At 39.9% G+C, this 16,241-nt stretch carries 16 protein-coding genes; 5 read left to right on the forward strand and 11 right to left on the reverse strand.

Annotated elements, in window-relative coordinates; genetic code table 11:
• Positions 1-6: 6 nt before the first annotated feature.
• The 11 genes from KUA50_RS11630 to KUA50_RS11680 all read right to left on the reverse strand — a co-directional run bounded on the left by KUA50_RS11630 (position 7) and on the right by KUA50_RS11680 (position 11,966).
• Complete coding sequence (locus KUA50_RS11630) at positions 7-897, reverse strand: hypothetical protein (RefSeq protein ID WP_178464162.1); 891 nt, start codon at positions 895-897, stop codon at positions 7-9.
• A 21-nt stretch (positions 898-918) separates the two neighbouring features.
• Positions 919-1,275, reverse strand: coding sequence for a hypothetical protein (locus tag KUA50_RS11635; RefSeq protein WP_218457522.1), 357 nt, complete (start codon positions 1,273-1,275; stop codon positions 919-921).
• 165 nt (positions 1,276-1,440) lie between these two features.
• Positions 1,441-3,195: a tetratricopeptide repeat protein gene (locus KUA50_RS11640; protein ID WP_218457521.1), complete on the reverse strand. Its 1,755-nt coding sequence runs from the start codon at positions 3,193-3,195 to the stop codon at positions 1,441-1,443.
• Positions 3,196-3,343: 148 nt separating this feature from the next.
• A complete protein-coding gene (locus KUA50_RS11645) occupies positions 3,344-5,941 on the reverse strand; it encodes a carboxypeptidase-like regulatory domain-containing protein (RefSeq protein ID WP_218457520.1) in 2,598 nt (865 codons plus the stop codon).
• A gap of 35 nt (positions 5,942-5,976) precedes the next feature.
• Positions 5,977-6,819 carry a GLPGLI family protein gene (locus KUA50_RS11650; protein ID WP_218457519.1) on the reverse strand — a complete coding sequence of 281 codons (843 nt, stop codon included), beginning with the start codon at positions 6,817-6,819 and terminating at the stop codon, positions 5,977-5,979.
• A 20-nt stretch (positions 6,820-6,839) separates the two neighbouring features.
• Positions 6,840-7,070 carry a hypothetical protein gene (locus tag KUA50_RS11655; RefSeq protein WP_218457518.1) on the reverse strand — a complete coding sequence of 77 codons (231 nt, stop codon included), beginning with the start codon at positions 7,068-7,070 and terminating at the stop codon, positions 6,840-6,842.
• Between the two features lie 174 nt (positions 7,071-7,244).
• Positions 7,245-7,868 (reverse strand): hypothetical protein, encoded by a 624-nt coding sequence (locus tag KUA50_RS11660; protein WP_218457517.1) that lies wholly within the window; start codon positions 7,866-7,868, stop codon positions 7,245-7,247.
• Positions 7,807-8,994 carry a hypothetical protein gene (locus KUA50_RS11665; RefSeq protein WP_218457516.1) on the reverse strand — a complete coding sequence of 396 codons (1,188 nt, stop codon included), beginning with the start codon at positions 8,992-8,994 and terminating at the stop codon, positions 7,807-7,809. The genes KUA50_RS11660 and KUA50_RS11665 overlap by 62 nt, the downstream gene beginning before the upstream one ends.
• Positions 8,995-9,382: 388 nt before the next feature.
• Entirely contained in the window at positions 9,383-10,519 is a 1,137-nt protein-coding gene (locus KUA50_RS11670) for an AAA family ATPase (protein ID WP_218457515.1), read from the reverse strand.
• A 386-nt stretch (positions 10,520-10,905) separates the two neighbouring features.
• Positions 10,906-11,088 (reverse strand): carboxypeptidase-like regulatory domain-containing protein, encoded by a 183-nt coding sequence (locus KUA50_RS11675; RefSeq protein ID WP_218457514.1) that lies wholly within the window; start codon positions 11,086-11,088, stop codon positions 10,906-10,908.
• A gap of 35 nt (positions 11,089-11,123) precedes the next feature.
• Complete coding sequence (locus tag KUA50_RS11680; RefSeq protein ID WP_218457513.1) at positions 11,124-11,966, reverse strand: GLPGLI family protein; 843 nt, start codon at positions 11,964-11,966, stop codon at positions 11,124-11,126.
• Positions 11,967-12,363: 397 nt separating this feature from the next.
• On the opposite strand from KUA50_RS11680, the gene rd reads away from it, so the two are divergent.
• The 5 genes from rd (at position 12,364) to lgt (ending at position 16,167) form a co-directional block, all read left to right on the forward strand.
• The gene (gene rd, locus KUA50_RS11685) at positions 12,364-12,528 is read left to right on the forward strand and encodes a rubredoxin (RefSeq protein ID WP_022110497.1); all 165 of its coding nucleotides are present in this window, start codon (positions 12,364-12,366) and stop codon (positions 12,526-12,528) included.
• Between the two features lie 97 nt (positions 12,529-12,625).
• Positions 12,626-13,009, forward strand: coding sequence for a desulfoferrodoxin (locus KUA50_RS11690; protein WP_022110498.1), 384 nt, complete (start codon positions 12,626-12,628; stop codon positions 13,007-13,009).
• Positions 13,010-13,239: 230 nt separating this feature from the next.
• Positions 13,240-14,055, forward strand: a complete 816-nt coding sequence (locus KUA50_RS11695) for a hypothetical protein (RefSeq protein ID WP_218457512.1) — start codon at positions 13,240-13,242, stop codon at positions 14,053-14,055.
• A gap of 142 nt (positions 14,056-14,197) precedes the next feature.
• Positions 14,198-15,301: a redox-regulated ATPase YchF gene (gene ychF / locus KUA50_RS11700; RefSeq protein WP_218457511.1), complete on the forward strand. Its 1,104-nt coding sequence runs from the start codon at positions 14,198-14,200 to the stop codon at positions 15,299-15,301.
• Positions 15,302-15,303: 2 nt separating this feature from the next.
• A complete protein-coding gene (gene lgt, locus KUA50_RS11705; protein ID WP_218457510.1) occupies positions 15,304-16,167 on the forward strand; it encodes a prolipoprotein diacylglyceryl transferase in 864 nt (287 codons plus the stop codon).
• Positions 16,168-16,241 lie beyond the last annotated feature (74 nt).

The following is a 16,241-nucleotide window of genomic DNA, read 5'->3' on the forward strand; positions in this document are numbered from 1 at the left end:
AATTATCTATCTAAATAATCTTCCGATTCTTCCACCTAATCCGGTTGAACCACCAATAGCTCCCCATAAAGCTGCACGACCAACTCCTCCCCAAGTCAATCTATTATTCCAATTCTGAAAAGCATGAAATATGACTCCCGCACAAGCTCCTCCTAGATCCATAGCAACAACTTGAGGGAGTTTCCCTTGATTTTCAGAATCAGCATAATCAGGATTCTGATACCACCATTCATAAGATGATTTAGCTATGGATAACATAGAAGCAATAGCCGCACCTTCAACTGAGTCTTTTTCATAACCAGCTTTATCAAACTCCTCTGATATAGAATTTATACCATTAATAAAATTCTCATCAGAAACCATCCCTTCCAAGCTAGCTCTCAAAAGGGCAATAATTCTATCCATAAAAGATAATGTCTTTTCAGAATATACACCTTCTTGTTTATAAAGAGTTAAAAATTGGTCAAGACTAGGCATACTATCCAAATCTAAAGTTTCTATATCCTTTCCCTCGCTAAGACTCTCTAAAATGTCTGACTCATTTACACGAGAGTTTTTTATATTGGATAATAAATATTTACCGAATTTTTCTGCAAACATAAATTGGGCATATTGGTTAGAGTTTTCTAAGGACTTATACTGTGGATACTTTTGGCTTAACCCATTTTTATCAAATTCTAGAATTTTCTTTGCCTTGCCTATATTACTCAGAGTATCGCCAAAATCGATTAGATCAAAATTATCTTTAGTATATGTCATTGCCACATTATGTAGGTTACCAACAAAATTCATGTCACTAACCTTCATATTTTCAGTTGACAAGCCATTTGTCTGTGTATCACATGAACTCATGACTACAGAAATCAACAGCAATATAAATCCAAAAATTTTCTTCATTGCATTTAAAAGTTTATATGTTTAATTAAATTCAATTATCCCTTGATATTTACAATTTCCATAGAAAATTGTAATCTCGTACTCACCACTCAAATCTTGAGGAAGTTGGAGAGTTGTACCCATTAGATTATAGGTATAGACTTCCCCTTTCTCATTTTCAAGTGTGAGCGTGTAACCTATTACTTGACGCGGCAAGGTCAATGTGTGCCCCACCAAATCCACAACCAAAGGTTGCTTGGGTGCTCGACTACCTTTGAAAAAACCTTGAGCAGGAGGAACCAAGCTATACAATAATGTATAAGGCTCGGCTCTAGAATGAACAGGGCATAAAAGTAATGCCCCCCCATAAATAATTAGGTTTGATAATAATCTCAACAAATTTAATTATTGTTTGCTTTTAATTTTGCCGCAAAAATATAAAATTACCATAGAATACGCAAGAAAATTATCAATTTAAATTTTACCTATTTTTTACCATGCACAAAAGACTCTCTAAAAGAAGCAGTTAGTGAGTATTTTACCTAAATTTTACCATGCCGAAAATTATTGGATATGTAGAACATATTCATCAAATTCCTTAGGTTTACCTTCCTTATCACATATTTTTTTCAACATCGTTTTCCTGCTTTTTGAGATTGCTGCATCAGATAGATTTAACAATCTTGCCATTAATGATGCAGAGATTCCAAGTCTAATCAGTAAGCAGATTCTATAATCTCTATAGCTGACTTGATTCTTCAACATTGGAATAAAGTTAGGAATTACTTCCTCTATCGTATCAGCTAATTTCCTCCAATCCTCCTCATACATTTCTTCCTTAGGATGCATTTCTATACATTTAATTTTTTTGTAAATGGAAGAATCTTTTAAAATTAAATCTGTATCGGACATCGAAGATAATGAGTATTTGTTTTGTATATTATGTATCTCAGCCTCTAATTTACTGATTGCATTTTCTTTCTCTGTTATAATTTGAGTTAGTTTTTTATCGTTTTCTGCTACAAGTTGAGCTTTTTCTTCCTGTAACCTTTTAAGTTTAAGCAAGCAGTCCTCATACACCAGCTTTGAAGCTGCTATTCTCTTTTTCTTGAGAGCTAGCTGCTTTCTATAAATATAAGAAAGGAATAAGAACAAAATGACGCAAGCAAAAACAATCATATAGTTCATTTGTGTACTTCGTTTCGCTTTCTGCTCAGCCATTCTTGCTATTTCTTGATTTCTACCATAATCGTACATGGCTTGAACTTGCTGTAACTGAGTTTTTCTGGCTCCTATCAAGTCAGAGTCATTATACTCAGAACTTTGCAAAGCATACTTCATAGCCAAGGATGGTTGGTTAACTTTTGCATAATAATGAGCCAATGCTTTTGTTGTTGCAGCTTTATTGCTAAATGACTTGCAAAACTTAAGACTCTGCTGTAAAATATAACAAGCAGAATCTAACTGACCAGTAAACATATAGTATGTTCCTTTTAGACACAACACGTAAGCTTTGGCATCTTCATAATTAGAATTGCCTTCATATCCTGTAGAGTTGTAAGCCTCAAAAGCTTTCTTTGCATTAATAAAATCTTTCTTTTCAATATAATATTTGTAATTACATCCAAAAGCAATGGCTGCTGCATAATCGTTGCCATGTTTTTTAAACAACTTCGCTGCCTGTAAATTTATAGCAATAGCCGAATCTTTTTTTCCTAAAAAATCATAGACTTCTCCTTGATTTTGGTAATTCACGATAGCATTGAAGGTGTCCTTTTCCAAATAGGCATACTTCTCCGCCTTATCAAAAGCATTCAACTCTTGATAAAGTAAATATTGCTTACTAAAGAGAAAACCCATCTGGCTGTATACTCTATAAAGCGTGCCATAGTCACAATCTGCGGCAGTGGTATCGGCTTGCTCCGTCGCTTTATTATAATACTCCAATGCCATTGGTGCCTCATGCATATCCCGGTACACGCAGCCCAAGACATAGTTGGCAAGCATACGCTCGTTAGCCGAACCATGATGGTCATAATAATCCACCACTTCCTTCATCACGCTATCAGATGTGAACGTGATGCAAGCCTTGTTCATCGCCTTATGACGCAACAACTCATAGCGCATTTTTTGCGATTGGGAAAACTCTGGTAGCTGGGGCTTTATTCCATCAAGCATCCGGATGGCAACCTTCGCTGAGTCGTCATCTGCATCCATGATGCTATCTGCCCGCTTCATCAAATCATCATACTTCCTGTTTCCTGCACAAGATGCAAGAAGCATGATGATTAACAATAAAAATATGACCTTTTCTTTCATTCCTCTCTTTTTTTGCAAAAGTACGAAAAAATAAAGAAACAACAAAATAATGTCTCTATAAAGTGAGAAGAAGAAGGTAAGAGGTCCGCAAATCGTAGCCGATAACAATAAGGATGATGACGAGTAAGTCATCATCCTTATTGGATTATTAGAAATTATATTTTACGCTGAAAGTGCATCCGATAGGACGCAACTGATAAATGTATCGATAATTGCTCTCCTTTATCTGCTTATTGACCACATAAACCCTTTGATTTGTCAAGTTTTGGGCTAGCAACTCCAACTCTATGCTCTTCTTTTTATATCGGATGCCAGCATTGGCATCGCTCTCATGCTCCTGATGGTCTGCGTCCTTGAGCCAGTTCATGCTGACATCGCCGAACAACTCCAAGTCCTCTACCAAGAAGAAAGAAAGCCCAAAGCTACCTTGGTGCTCTCGCATCGTAGTCCCCAAGTCCTTCACTCTATTTTGCATTTGGTAATAAGAGTACTCCAAAGACAAGTTCAGCTTGTCGCTCCAAAACGCCTGTTCCAATCGGGTATTTACCAGATAACGATCATTTACGAGTTTAAGCACATTGTCTTTCGACAGAATATTAGTATGGTAATTTCCCAAACTTGCCATCAGCGAGATAGACGTATCCGTGCTACGGAAATTCTTGCTGGCATTGAGAGTGAGCGACTTGTCGAGCATGGTATTTTTCTTCTTGGACACCTTGTTGTAGATATCCCCATCCGATACGCTCGTTTGGCTCATCGAGTTGGTTTGCGAGCGAGTTATCAAGCCCATAAGCGAAGCAAAGACGCCATCCATTGTATTGTGGAAGTCGAGATGGCCGCTTGCAAAGAGAGAGTTTCGATTGGTCAAGCTACCGGTGCCCTTGGTCGTCGCATCCTTGTAAGTGTAGAATATCGGTGAAGTAACAAAGTTGGATATGTCACCGAAATTGCATCGGGAACCTCCTCTCAACCTAAACTTCAGTCCCTTAGTCACTTTCCATGCGAGGGTGGTGTTGACATTGGCATAGGTGTCATCATGACGAAAATCCTTGTCCTCTCCCACATTCTCGAAATGAATATTGAGCAGAGACAACGGAACTCTCACCTCCCAGGTAAGCCGGTTCCAAGCCATCTGGAAGTAAGGCTCCACGCTTGTATTGAGCATATAGCCCTGAAAAGTGTTGGCTAGCTTCTCCTCGGAACGAAGTCGGGATAAACGAATCTTATTGTAATAAGACTCGAAGTTTACCTTGACGCCCATTTGTACGAGTCTGCCGAGTTGCCATCCGAAAGAGGTATGCTCGTCGGTCTGGAAGGCAGTCTCGTTGAGGCTTTGCCACATCTCCCAACTCTTGTCGGTAGGAATCGCTTGGAGACGATTGACAGGAGTGTTGGAGAACTTGATGTTGGACTGCAACTGAAAGATTTTCTTCCCAACGTGATAGATGGAGCTAAACTGGTTGGTTAGCTGATAATTGGCTGATTTTTGCTTTTGTGCGCCATCAAAGTTGTCCTCAAGCCCAAAATGCTTGTGATAGAACTTGGAGTTGAAGGTAAAGTCATCCAGGAAATATACTTTCTCCGTATTGTTCTCCAGTTTTATCTTTCCCATCAAAGAATTAGAATATACTGCCGCCTGCACCTTCTCAGAGAAGTCTTGATACTGGTTGTCATCCACAAAGATACTGGATTTTTTCTGGTTTTGGTAGTGCAGGTCATCACCGGCATAGCGCAAATTGAGGGTAAGCGTCCGTTTGTCCTTCAGCTTGAAGAGAGAGTTGAAAGCTCCTTCTCCCGACTTATTGTCAACATATCGGTTCAAAGATACACTAGGAATATCTTGTGCAGAAAGGCTGATTCCATCCCAAGTAAAAGATGAGAAATCAGAAACTTGGTCGAGTCCGAAAGTCTGCGACGTATTATAAGTCAAGCCCGTGTCATTTGCCTTCATCGACAAAAGTTGCTGCGACTTTTTGTTGATTTGCATGGCGAAGACATCACTCTTCCACAGCGTCTGGTCATCATAGCCCAGTCCTTGCTGAAGATAGCCGATAGGCTTCAGCTTGCGGTTATTCCTGATTTTCAGGTTGAGCGCAGCCTTGTCGGAGAAGGAGACATTCTTCAAGGCTCTTATGGGTTGGTGGTTTTCATAGACATTCACCGCAGCCACGTCGTCAGGGCGGATATTCTTGGTAGCCAAGGTATAGTTGCCCGACAGCATGTCCATGTTTTCGATATAAAACTTACTGATGCGCTCACCTTGGTAATAGATGCCTCCCGTGTTGTCCACGCTGATGCCTGGCATTCGCTTCAGTACATCCTCGATGCTTCTATCCTTTTCTTTCTTGAAGGCATTGACATCATAAGTCAAGGTGTCGCCGCTCTGGCGGATAGGCACACTTCTCACCACCACCTCCTTGATATTGATTGCCTCATCGTGCAAGGTGATGTTCTTGAGCTTTCCAAAGTCCTTTCTCAAAATGGTCTTCGTCTCATAGCTCAACCGCGACAAGGTGATACTGGAGATAGAATCATGGGCGGTGGTGGCAAGACGGAATTCACCTTGTCTATTCGTCTGTGCGTAACGCTTCAACTTCTTATGTTGATTGTAGGCTCTGACCATTACATTGCCAAGAGCCTTTCCCGACTCGTCCCTTACCATTCCCGAGAGAGAGGTTTGGGCAGAGAGAGGCAAGGCTATTAGCAATGCAAGGACAGCCATCCCAATATGCTTGATGAAACTCATGCTAAAACTTTTGTTTTTATTAAACTGCCTTGCTGCTATTCCTTTTCCAAAGGATTATAAAAAAGTTTTCTCTTCGGAATAGGCATCGGTTTACCATTCATGTCTTTAGGAGCCAGAGGAGAATTCTTCCAAGACTTCGCAGGATTGGACTTATAATCCGCCAAAGCCTTGTTAAAGTGCTCACGAGTTGTCTTGAAATACTCTTTGTCGTTGACAGTAATTGGTGAACTTGATTTGCGAACAGAAATCGCAGAAAAAGTATGCTCTTTATCTTCTGTTTCCGCCGCAAGAATTAACCCTGGTAATCCATTTAACTTCCAAGGTCCTACACTTTTAGGTATATCACAATACCAAGCTATCCAATTACGTCCACGGAAAGTAGCTGTTGCTTGATGACATAAATAGCCACATATTTCTTTCGTACTATCGGATAAAGCCCAATCTATATGAGGAACCTCCTCATGATACATAAATTTATCTATTGAGACCTTACCATAATAAGATAATTTATTCGCATTTACATTTTCTAGCAAGAATTCTTTAAAGTCGGGACTATACTTATTGTAGAAATCAAAATATTCTCCAAGAGTCATTTGTTGCTTGCCAACAAGAGCAGAATCTAGCCTATAAGAACCATAACTCTCAAATTTAGAAACAGTATCTCCTATTTCCAATATAGCATAATACTCTCTCATATCTCCAATGCTATGGTCTATAATACGATAGTTATAGATGCATTCCATAATACTAGAATCAACTATTTTTTTCGTACCTAGCTTTGCAGGCTCATTTGCCAAAGGTCCAGATATAGTTATTTCTTGAGCATTTGTCAATAACGGAAATACACAAAAACACAAAAATACAATTATTTTATCCATAAGTAAACCTCTATTTTACATTATTTATAATTTATACGTGCTTCAGCATGAGCACCTTTTCTTTCTCCGCAATAAGTTTCGTTCAAATCTTCTATATAGTCAACGAATTCCTCTGATTTAGAGAAAAACTCAGGTGCTACTGTCATGATTTGTTTTCCACAAGACGTAGTTACAACTGTTCCAACATGCTCAGCAGCATTAGCCACAACTCCCATCAGCGCAAAGGCTGACATTAAAAACAATTTCTTCATAATCTCAACTTTTTAGTTGTTGTTTGTTTTAATTTCCACTGCAAAAGTACAAAATTGCAGGGAAAGACGCAAGAACATTATTAATTTAATTTTTACCTATTTTTTACCATTCACCAAATACACTAAAAATGAAAAGGTTATGAGTATTTTATCTTTATTTTACCATGCCAAAAATTATGGGATATGTAGCACATACTCATCAAATTCCTTGGGCTTTCCTACCTTTCCACACAGTTTTTTCAACATAGTTTTCCTGCTTTTTGAGATTGCTGCATCTGATAGATTTAAAAGTCTTGCCATTAAGGATGCAGGAATTCCGAGTCTGATCAGTAAGCAGATTCGATAATCTCTATCGCTGACTCGGTTCTTCAACATAGGAATAAAGTTAGGAATTAGTTCCTCTACCGTATCAGCCAATTCCGTCCAATCCTCCTCAGTCATTTCTTCCAAAGGATGCGCTTCTATACATTGGATTTTTTTGTAAATGGAAGAATTCTTTAAAACTAAATAAGCATCGGACATCGAAGATAATGAGTATCTGTTTTGTATATCATGTATCTCTGACACTAATTTACTGATTGCATTTTCTTTCTCTGTTATAATTTGAGCCAGTTTTTTGTCTTTTTCTGCTACAAGTTGAGCTTTTTCTTCCTGTAACCTTTTAAGTTTAAGCAAGCAGTCCTCATACACCAGCTTTGAAGCTGCTATTCTCTTTTTCTTGAGAGCTAACTGCTTTCTATAAAAATAAGAAAGGAACAAGAACAATACGACACAAGCAAGAACTATCATATAGTTCATTTGTGTGCTTTGCTTTCAGCTCCGCCCTTCTTGCTATTTCTTGATTTCTGCCATAATCGTACATGGCTTTAACTTGCTGTAACTGAGTTTTTCTGGCTCCTATCAAGTCAGAGTCATTATACTCAGAACTTTGCAAGGCATACTTCATAGCCATTGCCGGTTGATTAACCTTTGCATAATACTGAGCCAAAGTTTTTGTTGTAGTAGCTTTGACGCTATATGATTTACATAACTTTAAGCTTAGGGATAGATTGGCATAAGCTGAGTCTAACTTATTTACAAACAGATAATAACTCCCTTTTAGGCATAATACATAAGCCTTAGAATCTTCATATTCCAAATTTCCCTCATACCCTGTAGAAAAGTATGCTTCAAAAGCCTTTTTCGCTTTAATTGTGTCTTGCTTTTCTAAATAATAGTCAGAATTGCAGCCTAAGGCTATCATAGCATTATAGTCATCTCCTATTTGCTTGAACAGACTTGCAGCATGTAAGTTTATTGCAATAACAGAATCTGTATTTCCTAAATAGTAATATGCACTGCTTCGGTTTTGGTAATTCACAATGGCATTGAATGTATCCTTTGCCAAATAGGCATACTTCTCCGCCTTACCAAAAGCATCTAACAATTGATAAGGTAAGTATTGCTTATCAAACAAAATTCCCATTTGGCTGTACACTCTGTAAAGTGTGCCATAGTCGCAATCTGTGGCTGTGGTATCGGCTTGCTCCGTCGCTTTATTATAATACTCCAATGCCATTGGTGCCTCATGCAAATCTCTATACACACATCCCAACACATAGTTGGCAAGCATCCGCTCGTTAGCCGAACCATGATGGTCATAATAATCCACCACTTCCTTCATCACGCTATCAGATGTGAACGTGATGCAAGCCTTGTTCATCGCCTTATGACGCAACAACTCATAGCGCATCTTTTGCGATTTGGAAAACTCAGGCAGCTGGGATTTGACCCCATCAAGCATCCGGATGGCAACCTTCGCAGAGTCGTCATTAACATTCATGATGCTATCTGCCCGTTGCATCAAATCATCATACTTCCTGTTTCCTGCACAAGATGCAAGAATCATGATGATTAACAATAAAAATATGACCTTTTCTTTCATTCCTCTCTCTTTTCTGCAAAAGTACGAAAAAATAAAGAAACTACAACATAATGTCTCTATAAAATTAGAAAAAAAGCAGAACTTTCATCTGAACAAAGTTAAGTAGCGCTGCGCATTGTCTGTAGTCCTTTCTGAATCACAATGCAAAGATACATCCATGAGAATCCGCCATTCACGGTTTCTCACGGTTATTCACGGTCTCTCACGGATTTTCTTTCTTTTTCTGATAATTAGCTCAGAAAGATGATTAATTCAAATGGTAAAAGAGACTTGCTTTTGACGGCTAAGTAACTTACTTACGATAATTAAGTAACTTGCTTGAAAGAGTTAAGTAACTTACTTAGGAATGACAGATGACACTGGTGACACAAAGAACCTTTTCTGCCTTTTAGCAATACTCTTCCTTAAACCACAGACGATAAATCGGATCAACAAATACAAAATCAGCTTTCTGCTTCTCTATGACATCCTTGTTCTGAAGAGTCTTCTTGTTCTTAACTATCGTATTGGGATTACCCAGATTATACACCTGCTTCACTGCTTGTGATGAGAAATGCTGCTCACCATCAGCTATCGCCTTGAGCATCTCTATCTGGGTAGAACTGAGATTTTCCGTATCGTTCTGAAACATCGGGGTATTGATGTTCAATACCTGCTTGAGACCGAGAGAGAACACTTCTTCCGTCACCTCAGAAACCGTAAAGCTCCAAATAAAATAGCACAACTGCTGCAGATACCAGGAATGACACTCCACCACATCGCAAATCCTGCTGGCAAAAGATTCTGAAATTCGCTTGCCGGTCTTCTCAAAAGATGATAAGATAAAAGGAATCCAATGCTCCTTGGCTATCTTCTGCATGAAGATGACCTGTCCGAAACGATAGAACGGACTGTTGGAATTATTGAAGATGTTGAGCATCATATTACGTTTGCTGCCATAAAGGCAATAAGAGGTCAACTGCTGCTGTTGCCATACTGAGCGCATCTTGCCCTCCATATCCTTATATTCCGGCAGATTAGCCAACTGCTGAAATTCATCAATGCACACGATAATCCTGATTCCCTTTTCCTTCGCCAGCAACTCAGGCAATTGGAGAATCGCCATCTTATCTCTTTCTTGCGGCACAAACTTCAGGTCGAAAGCCACAAAATCCGTAATCTGATCGTTAACCACAATCTGTGGAACTACACCCGTCAAGAACTTCTTGGCGTCCTCTATCCAACGTTCTATCTTGGAAGAAGCGCAGGCTATGACCTGACTGGCAAAAGTGCGATAGAATTCAGCTTCCGAGCCAATACTGAAAGCATCTATATAGCAGATTCTCACCTCCTTATCTTCTTCACACAGTTCCGTCATCGCCTTCTTTACAAGCGACGATTTTCCCCATCGACGTGGAGAAATGAGCATCACGTTGATATGGGAAGCCAGGAGTTGCTTGAGCAAAGTTCTGTCTTCCGTTCGGTCGATAAAATTCTCTTCGGTAGCCAAAGTACCAAACAGAAAAGGAGATTGAAATACTGCCATATTCTTCTAATTAAATTCGTTTGACCAGCTTTATTTAATTCTTACCACCTGCAAATATACAAAAAGTTACCCAAAGGTAACTTACCTTAGGGTAACTTTTTGTGATTATTAACCTATACTAATGGTTAATCAGGTCATTAAGGTCAAGGTAAGAGGTCCACAAATCGTAGCCGATAACAATAAGGATGATGACGAGTAAGTCACCATCCTTATTGGATTATTAGAAATTATATTTTACGCTGAAAGTGCATCCGATAGGACGCAACTGATAAATGTATCAGAAGAAAGAAAGCCCAAAGCTACCTTGGTGCTCTCGCATCGTAGTCCCCAAGTCCTTCACTCTATTTTGCATTTGGTAATAAGAGTACTCCAAAGACAAGTTCACCTTATCGATTCGTCTGTGCGTAACGCTTCAACTTCTTATGTTGATTGTAGGCTCTAACCATTACATTGCCAAGAGCCTTTCCCGACTCGTCCCTTACCATTCCCGAGAGAGAGGTTTGGGCAGAGAGAGGCAAGGCTATTAGCAACGCAAGGACAACCATCCCAATATGCTTGATGAAACTCATGCTAAAACTTTTGTTTTTATTAAACTGCCTTGCTGCTATTCCTTTTCCAAAGGATTATAAAAAAGTTTTCTCTTCGGAATAGGCATCGTTTTACCATTCATATCTTTAGGAGCCAAAGGAGAATTTTTCCATGACTTAGTTGGATCAGACTTGTAATCAGCCACAGCTTTGTTAAAAAGCTCACGAGTAGTCTTGAAATATTCTGTGTCTCTGACAATTATTGGCGAACTAGACTTTCGGACAGAAATGGCAGTAAAAGTATGCTCTTTATCTTCTGATTGTGCTTCAAGAATTAGTCCTGGTAAGCCATTTAATTTCCAAGGGCCAACACTCTTCGGTATATCACAAAACCAAACTATCCAATTACGTCCACGGAAAACTGCTGTTGCTTGATGGCATAAATATCCACAAATCATCTTTGTACTATCAGACAATACCCAATCAATTTGAGGTATATCCTCTTGATAGGTATAACTATCTATAGATACCTTACCATAATAAGACAGTCGTTTTGTATTTGCATTTTCTAACAAGAATTCTTTAAAGTCTGGTCTATACATATTATAGGTTTTTAAAAACTCTCCGTTAGTCATCTGTTGTTTTCCAACAAGAACAGAATCTAGCCTATAAGAACCATAATTCTCAAATTTAGAAACAGTATCTCCTATTTCCAATATAGCATAATACTCTCTCATATCTCCAATGCTATGGTCTATAATACGATAGTTATAGATGCATTCCATAACACTTGTGTCTAATGTTTTGTTTTTACCCAATTTTGCTGGTTCATTAGCCCATGAACCTCCTATTGAAATTTCCTGCGCTCTTACCAACAAAGGAAACACAAAAAGCAACAAACAAATAATTTTCTTATTCATGATAAATACAATTTGTACAAGAGGTTTTACATTATCCTTATTTCCGCAACACTATAATTTAATGTTTTTTATAAGCACCTGAGCAACAAAAAGTTGCTCAGGATTTTGCCCGCACCCAGATAACTACAGGCTTGAGTGATGGCGTGAATATAGAAATCAGAAAGGGTCTGTCGCTGAAAGACAAGGTACGCGGTCCACAAATCGTAGCTGACAGCAAGGAAGAATAAGGCAGATTGAGTAAATATGCTATCAAACTCATGCTTTTAACATCATTTGCCTTAAAAAATTTGGAAGTTATTGAAATAAAACGTATCTTTGTGTCATCTACCAGTTAGAATATATTCTACTGATAGTGAGTGAATTAACTAACAGTATTAACATCAAAAACAAAAGCATTATGAAAAAATATGTATGTGATGTTTGTGGCTGGGTTTATGACCCAGAAGTAGGCGACCCAGAGGGCGGTATCGCTCCAGGTACAGCATTTGAAGATATTCCAGATGATTGGGTTTGCCCACTTTGCGGAGTAGGAAAAGACGAGTTTAGTCCTGTTGAGGAATAAACCTGAATATCCAGACCGGACAGAATCCTATCATCCTGTCCCGGTTAGCTTTTTATCATTCAATTTGGTCATCAATTAATATTAAGGAGGAATCATTATGACTAAGATTAGAGAAATCTACCGCTGCCAGATTTGCGGCAACGTGGTAGAAGTAGTAAACCCAGGAGCCGTGCTCAGTTGCTGCGGCGAGCCAATGAAGCTCATGAAGGAAAATACCAGTGATGGTGCCAAGGAGAAACATGTGCCTGTGATAGAACCTATCGAGGGCGGATATCGTGTAACGGTAGGAAGCGTAGAACATCCGATGCTTCCAGAGCATTACATCCAGTGGATAGAGTTGCTCACCCCTACAGATGTGCTTCGTCACGAGTTGAAGCCAGGCGAAAAGCCTGAAGCTATCTTCTTGACCAACGCAGAAGCCAAGGATGTTGTGGCTCGAGAATACTGCAACCTTCATGGGTTGTGGAAAGGAGAAATCTAAAGAATATAATTATCCGGGAGGGTGTGTCTCTATACTTTAGACACACCCTCCTGCTTTTTTATCCATTTCATCAAGCAACTTTTCTCTAAAAACCTTGGAACATATTGAAATAATTCGTATATTTGCACCTGGTAATGCCAAAAACCTAATTTTAAATCATAAAAATGCGTTTAAACAGAAAACGTATTAAGCATACAATTTTAATTATTAACATTTAAATTACATCAATTATGAGAAGAACAATCTTTACCCTTATCATGCTTTGTATCGCAACCCTAACCCTGCAGGCACAAGATGTCTGGACTGCAGCTGGTTCCAGTACTCTCTTCGGTTCTCATTGGGACGCAACGGATACTAACAATGACCTGACTCCTTTAGGAAATGGCATCTGGGAGCTCACCAAAACCGACTGTATTCTTGAAAAAAATGTGAAAAACGAACTTAAAGTCCTGAAGAATCATAATTGGGCAGAATCGTACCCTCAAACCAACTATGTCTTTACGGTAGAAGAAACAGGTACCTATAACATCACTATCCAGTTTAATGAAAACACCTACGAAGTCGGTGTAATCACCAAAAAGACAGGTGATGCTGTCATTGGTGAAAAGACATGGACTGTAGCTGGATTTGGCACAATTCTCGGAGTAGAATGGGATCCGGAAGCAACAGAAAACGATATGATCAAACAGGAAGATAACGTCACCTATATTCTGACCAAGACCAATCTGACCATTGCCAAAGGCGGTTATCAATATAAGATCTGTGCTAACCACAATTGGTCAGAGAACTATGGTGATGATACTGACCCTGAAGGTAATGCCTCCATTTATATCGAAGAAGACGGAATCTACGACGTTACCTTCACCTTCAATTCAGTAACTAAGGAAGTATCAGCTACAGCTGTACGCACCGATACCGATGGCATTAGCCAGATTGCCGGTGACGTCAAAGCTAAGAGCGTAGTCTTCAACCTTCAGGGACATCGTGTTTCAACTCCTAAACAGGGAGTTTATATCATCAACGGTAAAAAAGTGGTCGTAAAATAATAAAAACTGCTCAAAGTAATCATCAGAAAGGCATTCACGAGCATCGTGAATGCCTTTTTTAGTTTATTTACCACGAATTATTTTGTATTTTATTCGATTTAACGTACCTTTGCACCCAAATATTTAAACGTTTAAAAATAAAATGGCATTAAAATGTGGTATTGTAGGTCTTCCTAACGTGGGAAAATCTACATTGTTCAACTGTCTGTCTAGTGCAAAAGCACAGGCAGCTAACTTCCCTTTCTGTACTATCGAACCAAACTTGGGCGTCATCACCGTACCAGATGAGCGACTCAACAAATTGGCAGAGATTGTTCACCCAGGACGCATCGTCCCAGCTACTTGCGAAATCGTGGATATCGCAGGTCTTGTTAAGGGTGCCAGCAAGGGCGAAGGTCTTGGTAATAAATTCTTGGGAAATATCCGTGAGTGCGATGCAATCATCCACGTAATCCGTTGCTTCGACGATGACAATATCGTACGTGAGGGTGGCGCTAAAGTTGACCCATTGGAGGACAAGAGCGTTATCGATACAGAGTTGCAGCTCAAGGACTTGGAGACTATCGAATCCCAGCTCGCCAAGCAGCAGAAGACAGCTGCTGCAGGCAACAAGGACGCTAAAGTGATGGTTACCGTTCTGGAGGCTTACAAAGCAGAGTTGGAGCAAGGCAAGAACGCACGTGGCGTTACTTTCGAAAGCAAAGAAGAGCAGAAGGTGGCTCACGATCTCTTCCTCCTCACTACGAAACCAGTACTCTACGTAGCCAACGTAGATGAAGCTTCTGCCAAGAGCGGAAATGAATACAGCAAGAAGGTAGAGGAAATCGCTAAGGAAGAAGGTGCCGAGTGCATGGTTATCGCTGCGAAGACAGAGGAAGACATTGCATCTCTCGAAACCTACGAAGACAAGCAGATGTTCCTCGAAGAACTCGGATTGGAGGAAAGTGGTGTTAACCGCCTCATCAAGAAGGCATACGCTCTCCTGAACCTTGAGACATTCATCACTGCTGGTGAGATGGAGGTAAAGGCATGGACTTACCACAAGGGCTGGAAGGCTCCTCAATGTGCTGGCGTCATCCATACCGACTTTGAAAAAGGATTTATCCGTGCTGAGGTCATCAAGTACGACGATTATATCCAGTATGGTTCTGAGGCTGCTGTTCGCGAGGCAGGTAAACTCGGTATCGAGGGTAAGGAATATGTCGTTCAGGATGGCGACATCATGCACTTCCGTTTTAATGTTTAATTATGACAAACCTGCTTAATTATATCGTTTGGGATCCAGATCCTATTCTTGCGCATCTGGGTCCTTTGACCATCCGATATTACTCCACTTGCTGGCTTATCGGTTTACTATTGGGTTATCTGCTCATGCAGCGACTCTACAAGCAGCAGAAATTGGGCGATGCCAAGTTTGAGCCTCTCTTCCTTTATATCTTCTTCGGTATTCTGGTAGGTGCACGTCTCGGTCATTGCCTCTTCTACCAGCCTGAGTATTTCCTTACGCAATGGGATCACTTCATCGAGATGCTGATACCTATGCACCACATGCCGGATGGCAGTTGGAAACTTACAGGATATGAAGGACTGGCCAGTCATGGTGGTGTATTCGGAATGTTTGTTGCCATCTGGCTCTACTGCCGCAACATGAAGGTAAAGGGCTGGGTTGTGCTCGACAATATGGGTATTGTCTCCGGTATTGCAGCCATGTTTATCCGTCTGGGTAATCTGATGAATTCAGAGATTATCGGCAAGGTGACTGATGTGCCTTGGGCATTCATCTTTGTTCGTGAAGATCAATACCCTCGCCATCCAGGACAACTCTACGAGGCCATCGCCTACCTCATTATCTTCTTGCTCATTCTCTTCATCTATAAGAAGAAAGGTCCTAAGAGTGTGGGTACAGGCCTATATTTCGGTCTCTGTATCACCCTCATCTTCGCCTTCCGCTTCTTCATCGAATATACGAAGGAGATTCAGGTGGCATTTGAGGCTGGACTTCCTATGGATATGGGACAGATATTGAGTATCCCACTCATTCTTCTGGGAGTTTGGAGCATCGCCTCCAGTTTTAAGAGAGCAAAGGCTCTGGAAGAGAAACAAGAGAAATAGGACTTGTTTGGGCTTGTTATGTCATTGCGGATAGTAGTATTTACTTTGCCGAGGCAGTAATACTTACTTTGTCA

The organism is Segatella hominis (assembly GCF_019249725.2).
Taxonomy (GTDB): domain Bacteria; phylum Bacteroidota; class Bacteroidia; order Bacteroidales; family Bacteroidaceae; genus Prevotella.

Bases quoted from the DNA above. Each gene is read 5' to 3' on its own strand.
- lgt (WP_218457510.1), top strand. From the start codon at position 15,304: ATGACAAACCTGCTTAATTATATCGTTTGGGATCCAGATCCTATTCTT.
- KUA50_RS11645 (WP_218457520.1), bottom strand. From the start codon at position 5,941: ATGAGTTTCATCAAGCATATTGGGATGGCTGTCCTTGCATTGCTAATA.
- ychF (WP_218457511.1), top strand. From the start codon at position 14,198: ATGGCATTAAAATGTGGTATTGTAGGTCTTCCTAACGTGGGAAAATCT.
- KUA50_RS11695 (WP_218457512.1), top strand. From the start codon at position 13,240: ATGAGAAGAACAATCTTTACCCTTATCATGCTTTGTATCGCAACCCTA.
- KUA50_RS11690 (WP_022110498.1), top strand. From the start codon at position 12,626: ATGACTAAGATTAGAGAAATCTACCGCTGCCAGATTTGCGGCAACGTG.
- KUA50_RS11640 (WP_218457521.1), bottom strand. From the start codon at position 3,195: ATGAAAGAAAAGGTCATATTTTTATTGTTAATCATCATGCTTCTTGCA.
- KUA50_RS11665 (WP_218457516.1), bottom strand. From the start codon at position 8,994: ATGAAAGAAAAGGTCATATTTTTATTGTTAATCATCATGATTCTTGCA.
- KUA50_RS11650 (WP_218457519.1), bottom strand. From the start codon at position 6,819: ATGGATAAAATAATTGTATTTTTGTGTTTTTGTGTATTTCCGTTATTG.
- rd (WP_022110497.1), top strand. From the start codon at position 12,364: ATGAAAAAATATGTATGTGATGTTTGTGGCTGGGTTTATGACCCAGAA.
- KUA50_RS11680 (WP_218457513.1), bottom strand. From the start codon at position 11,966: ATGAATAAGAAAATTATTTGTTTGTTGCTTTTTGTGTTTCCTTTGTTG.
- KUA50_RS11630 (WP_178464162.1), bottom strand. From the start codon at position 897: ATGAAGAAAATTTTTGGATTTATATTGCTGTTGATTTCTGTAGTCATG.
- KUA50_RS11670 (WP_218457515.1), bottom strand. From the start codon at position 10,519: ATGGCAGTATTTCAATCTCCTTTTCTGTTTGGTACTTTGGCTACCGAA.
- KUA50_RS11655 (WP_218457518.1), bottom strand. From the start codon at position 7,070: ATGAAGAAATTGTTTTTAATGTCAGCCTTTGCGCTGATGGGAGTTGTG.
- KUA50_RS11675 (WP_218457514.1), bottom strand. From the start codon at position 11,088: ATGAGTTTCATCAAGCATATTGGGATGGTTGTCCTTGCGTTGCTAATA.
- KUA50_RS11660 (WP_218457517.1), bottom strand. From the start codon at position 7,868: ATGAACTATATGATAGTTCTTGCTTGTGTCGTATTGTTCTTGTTCCTT.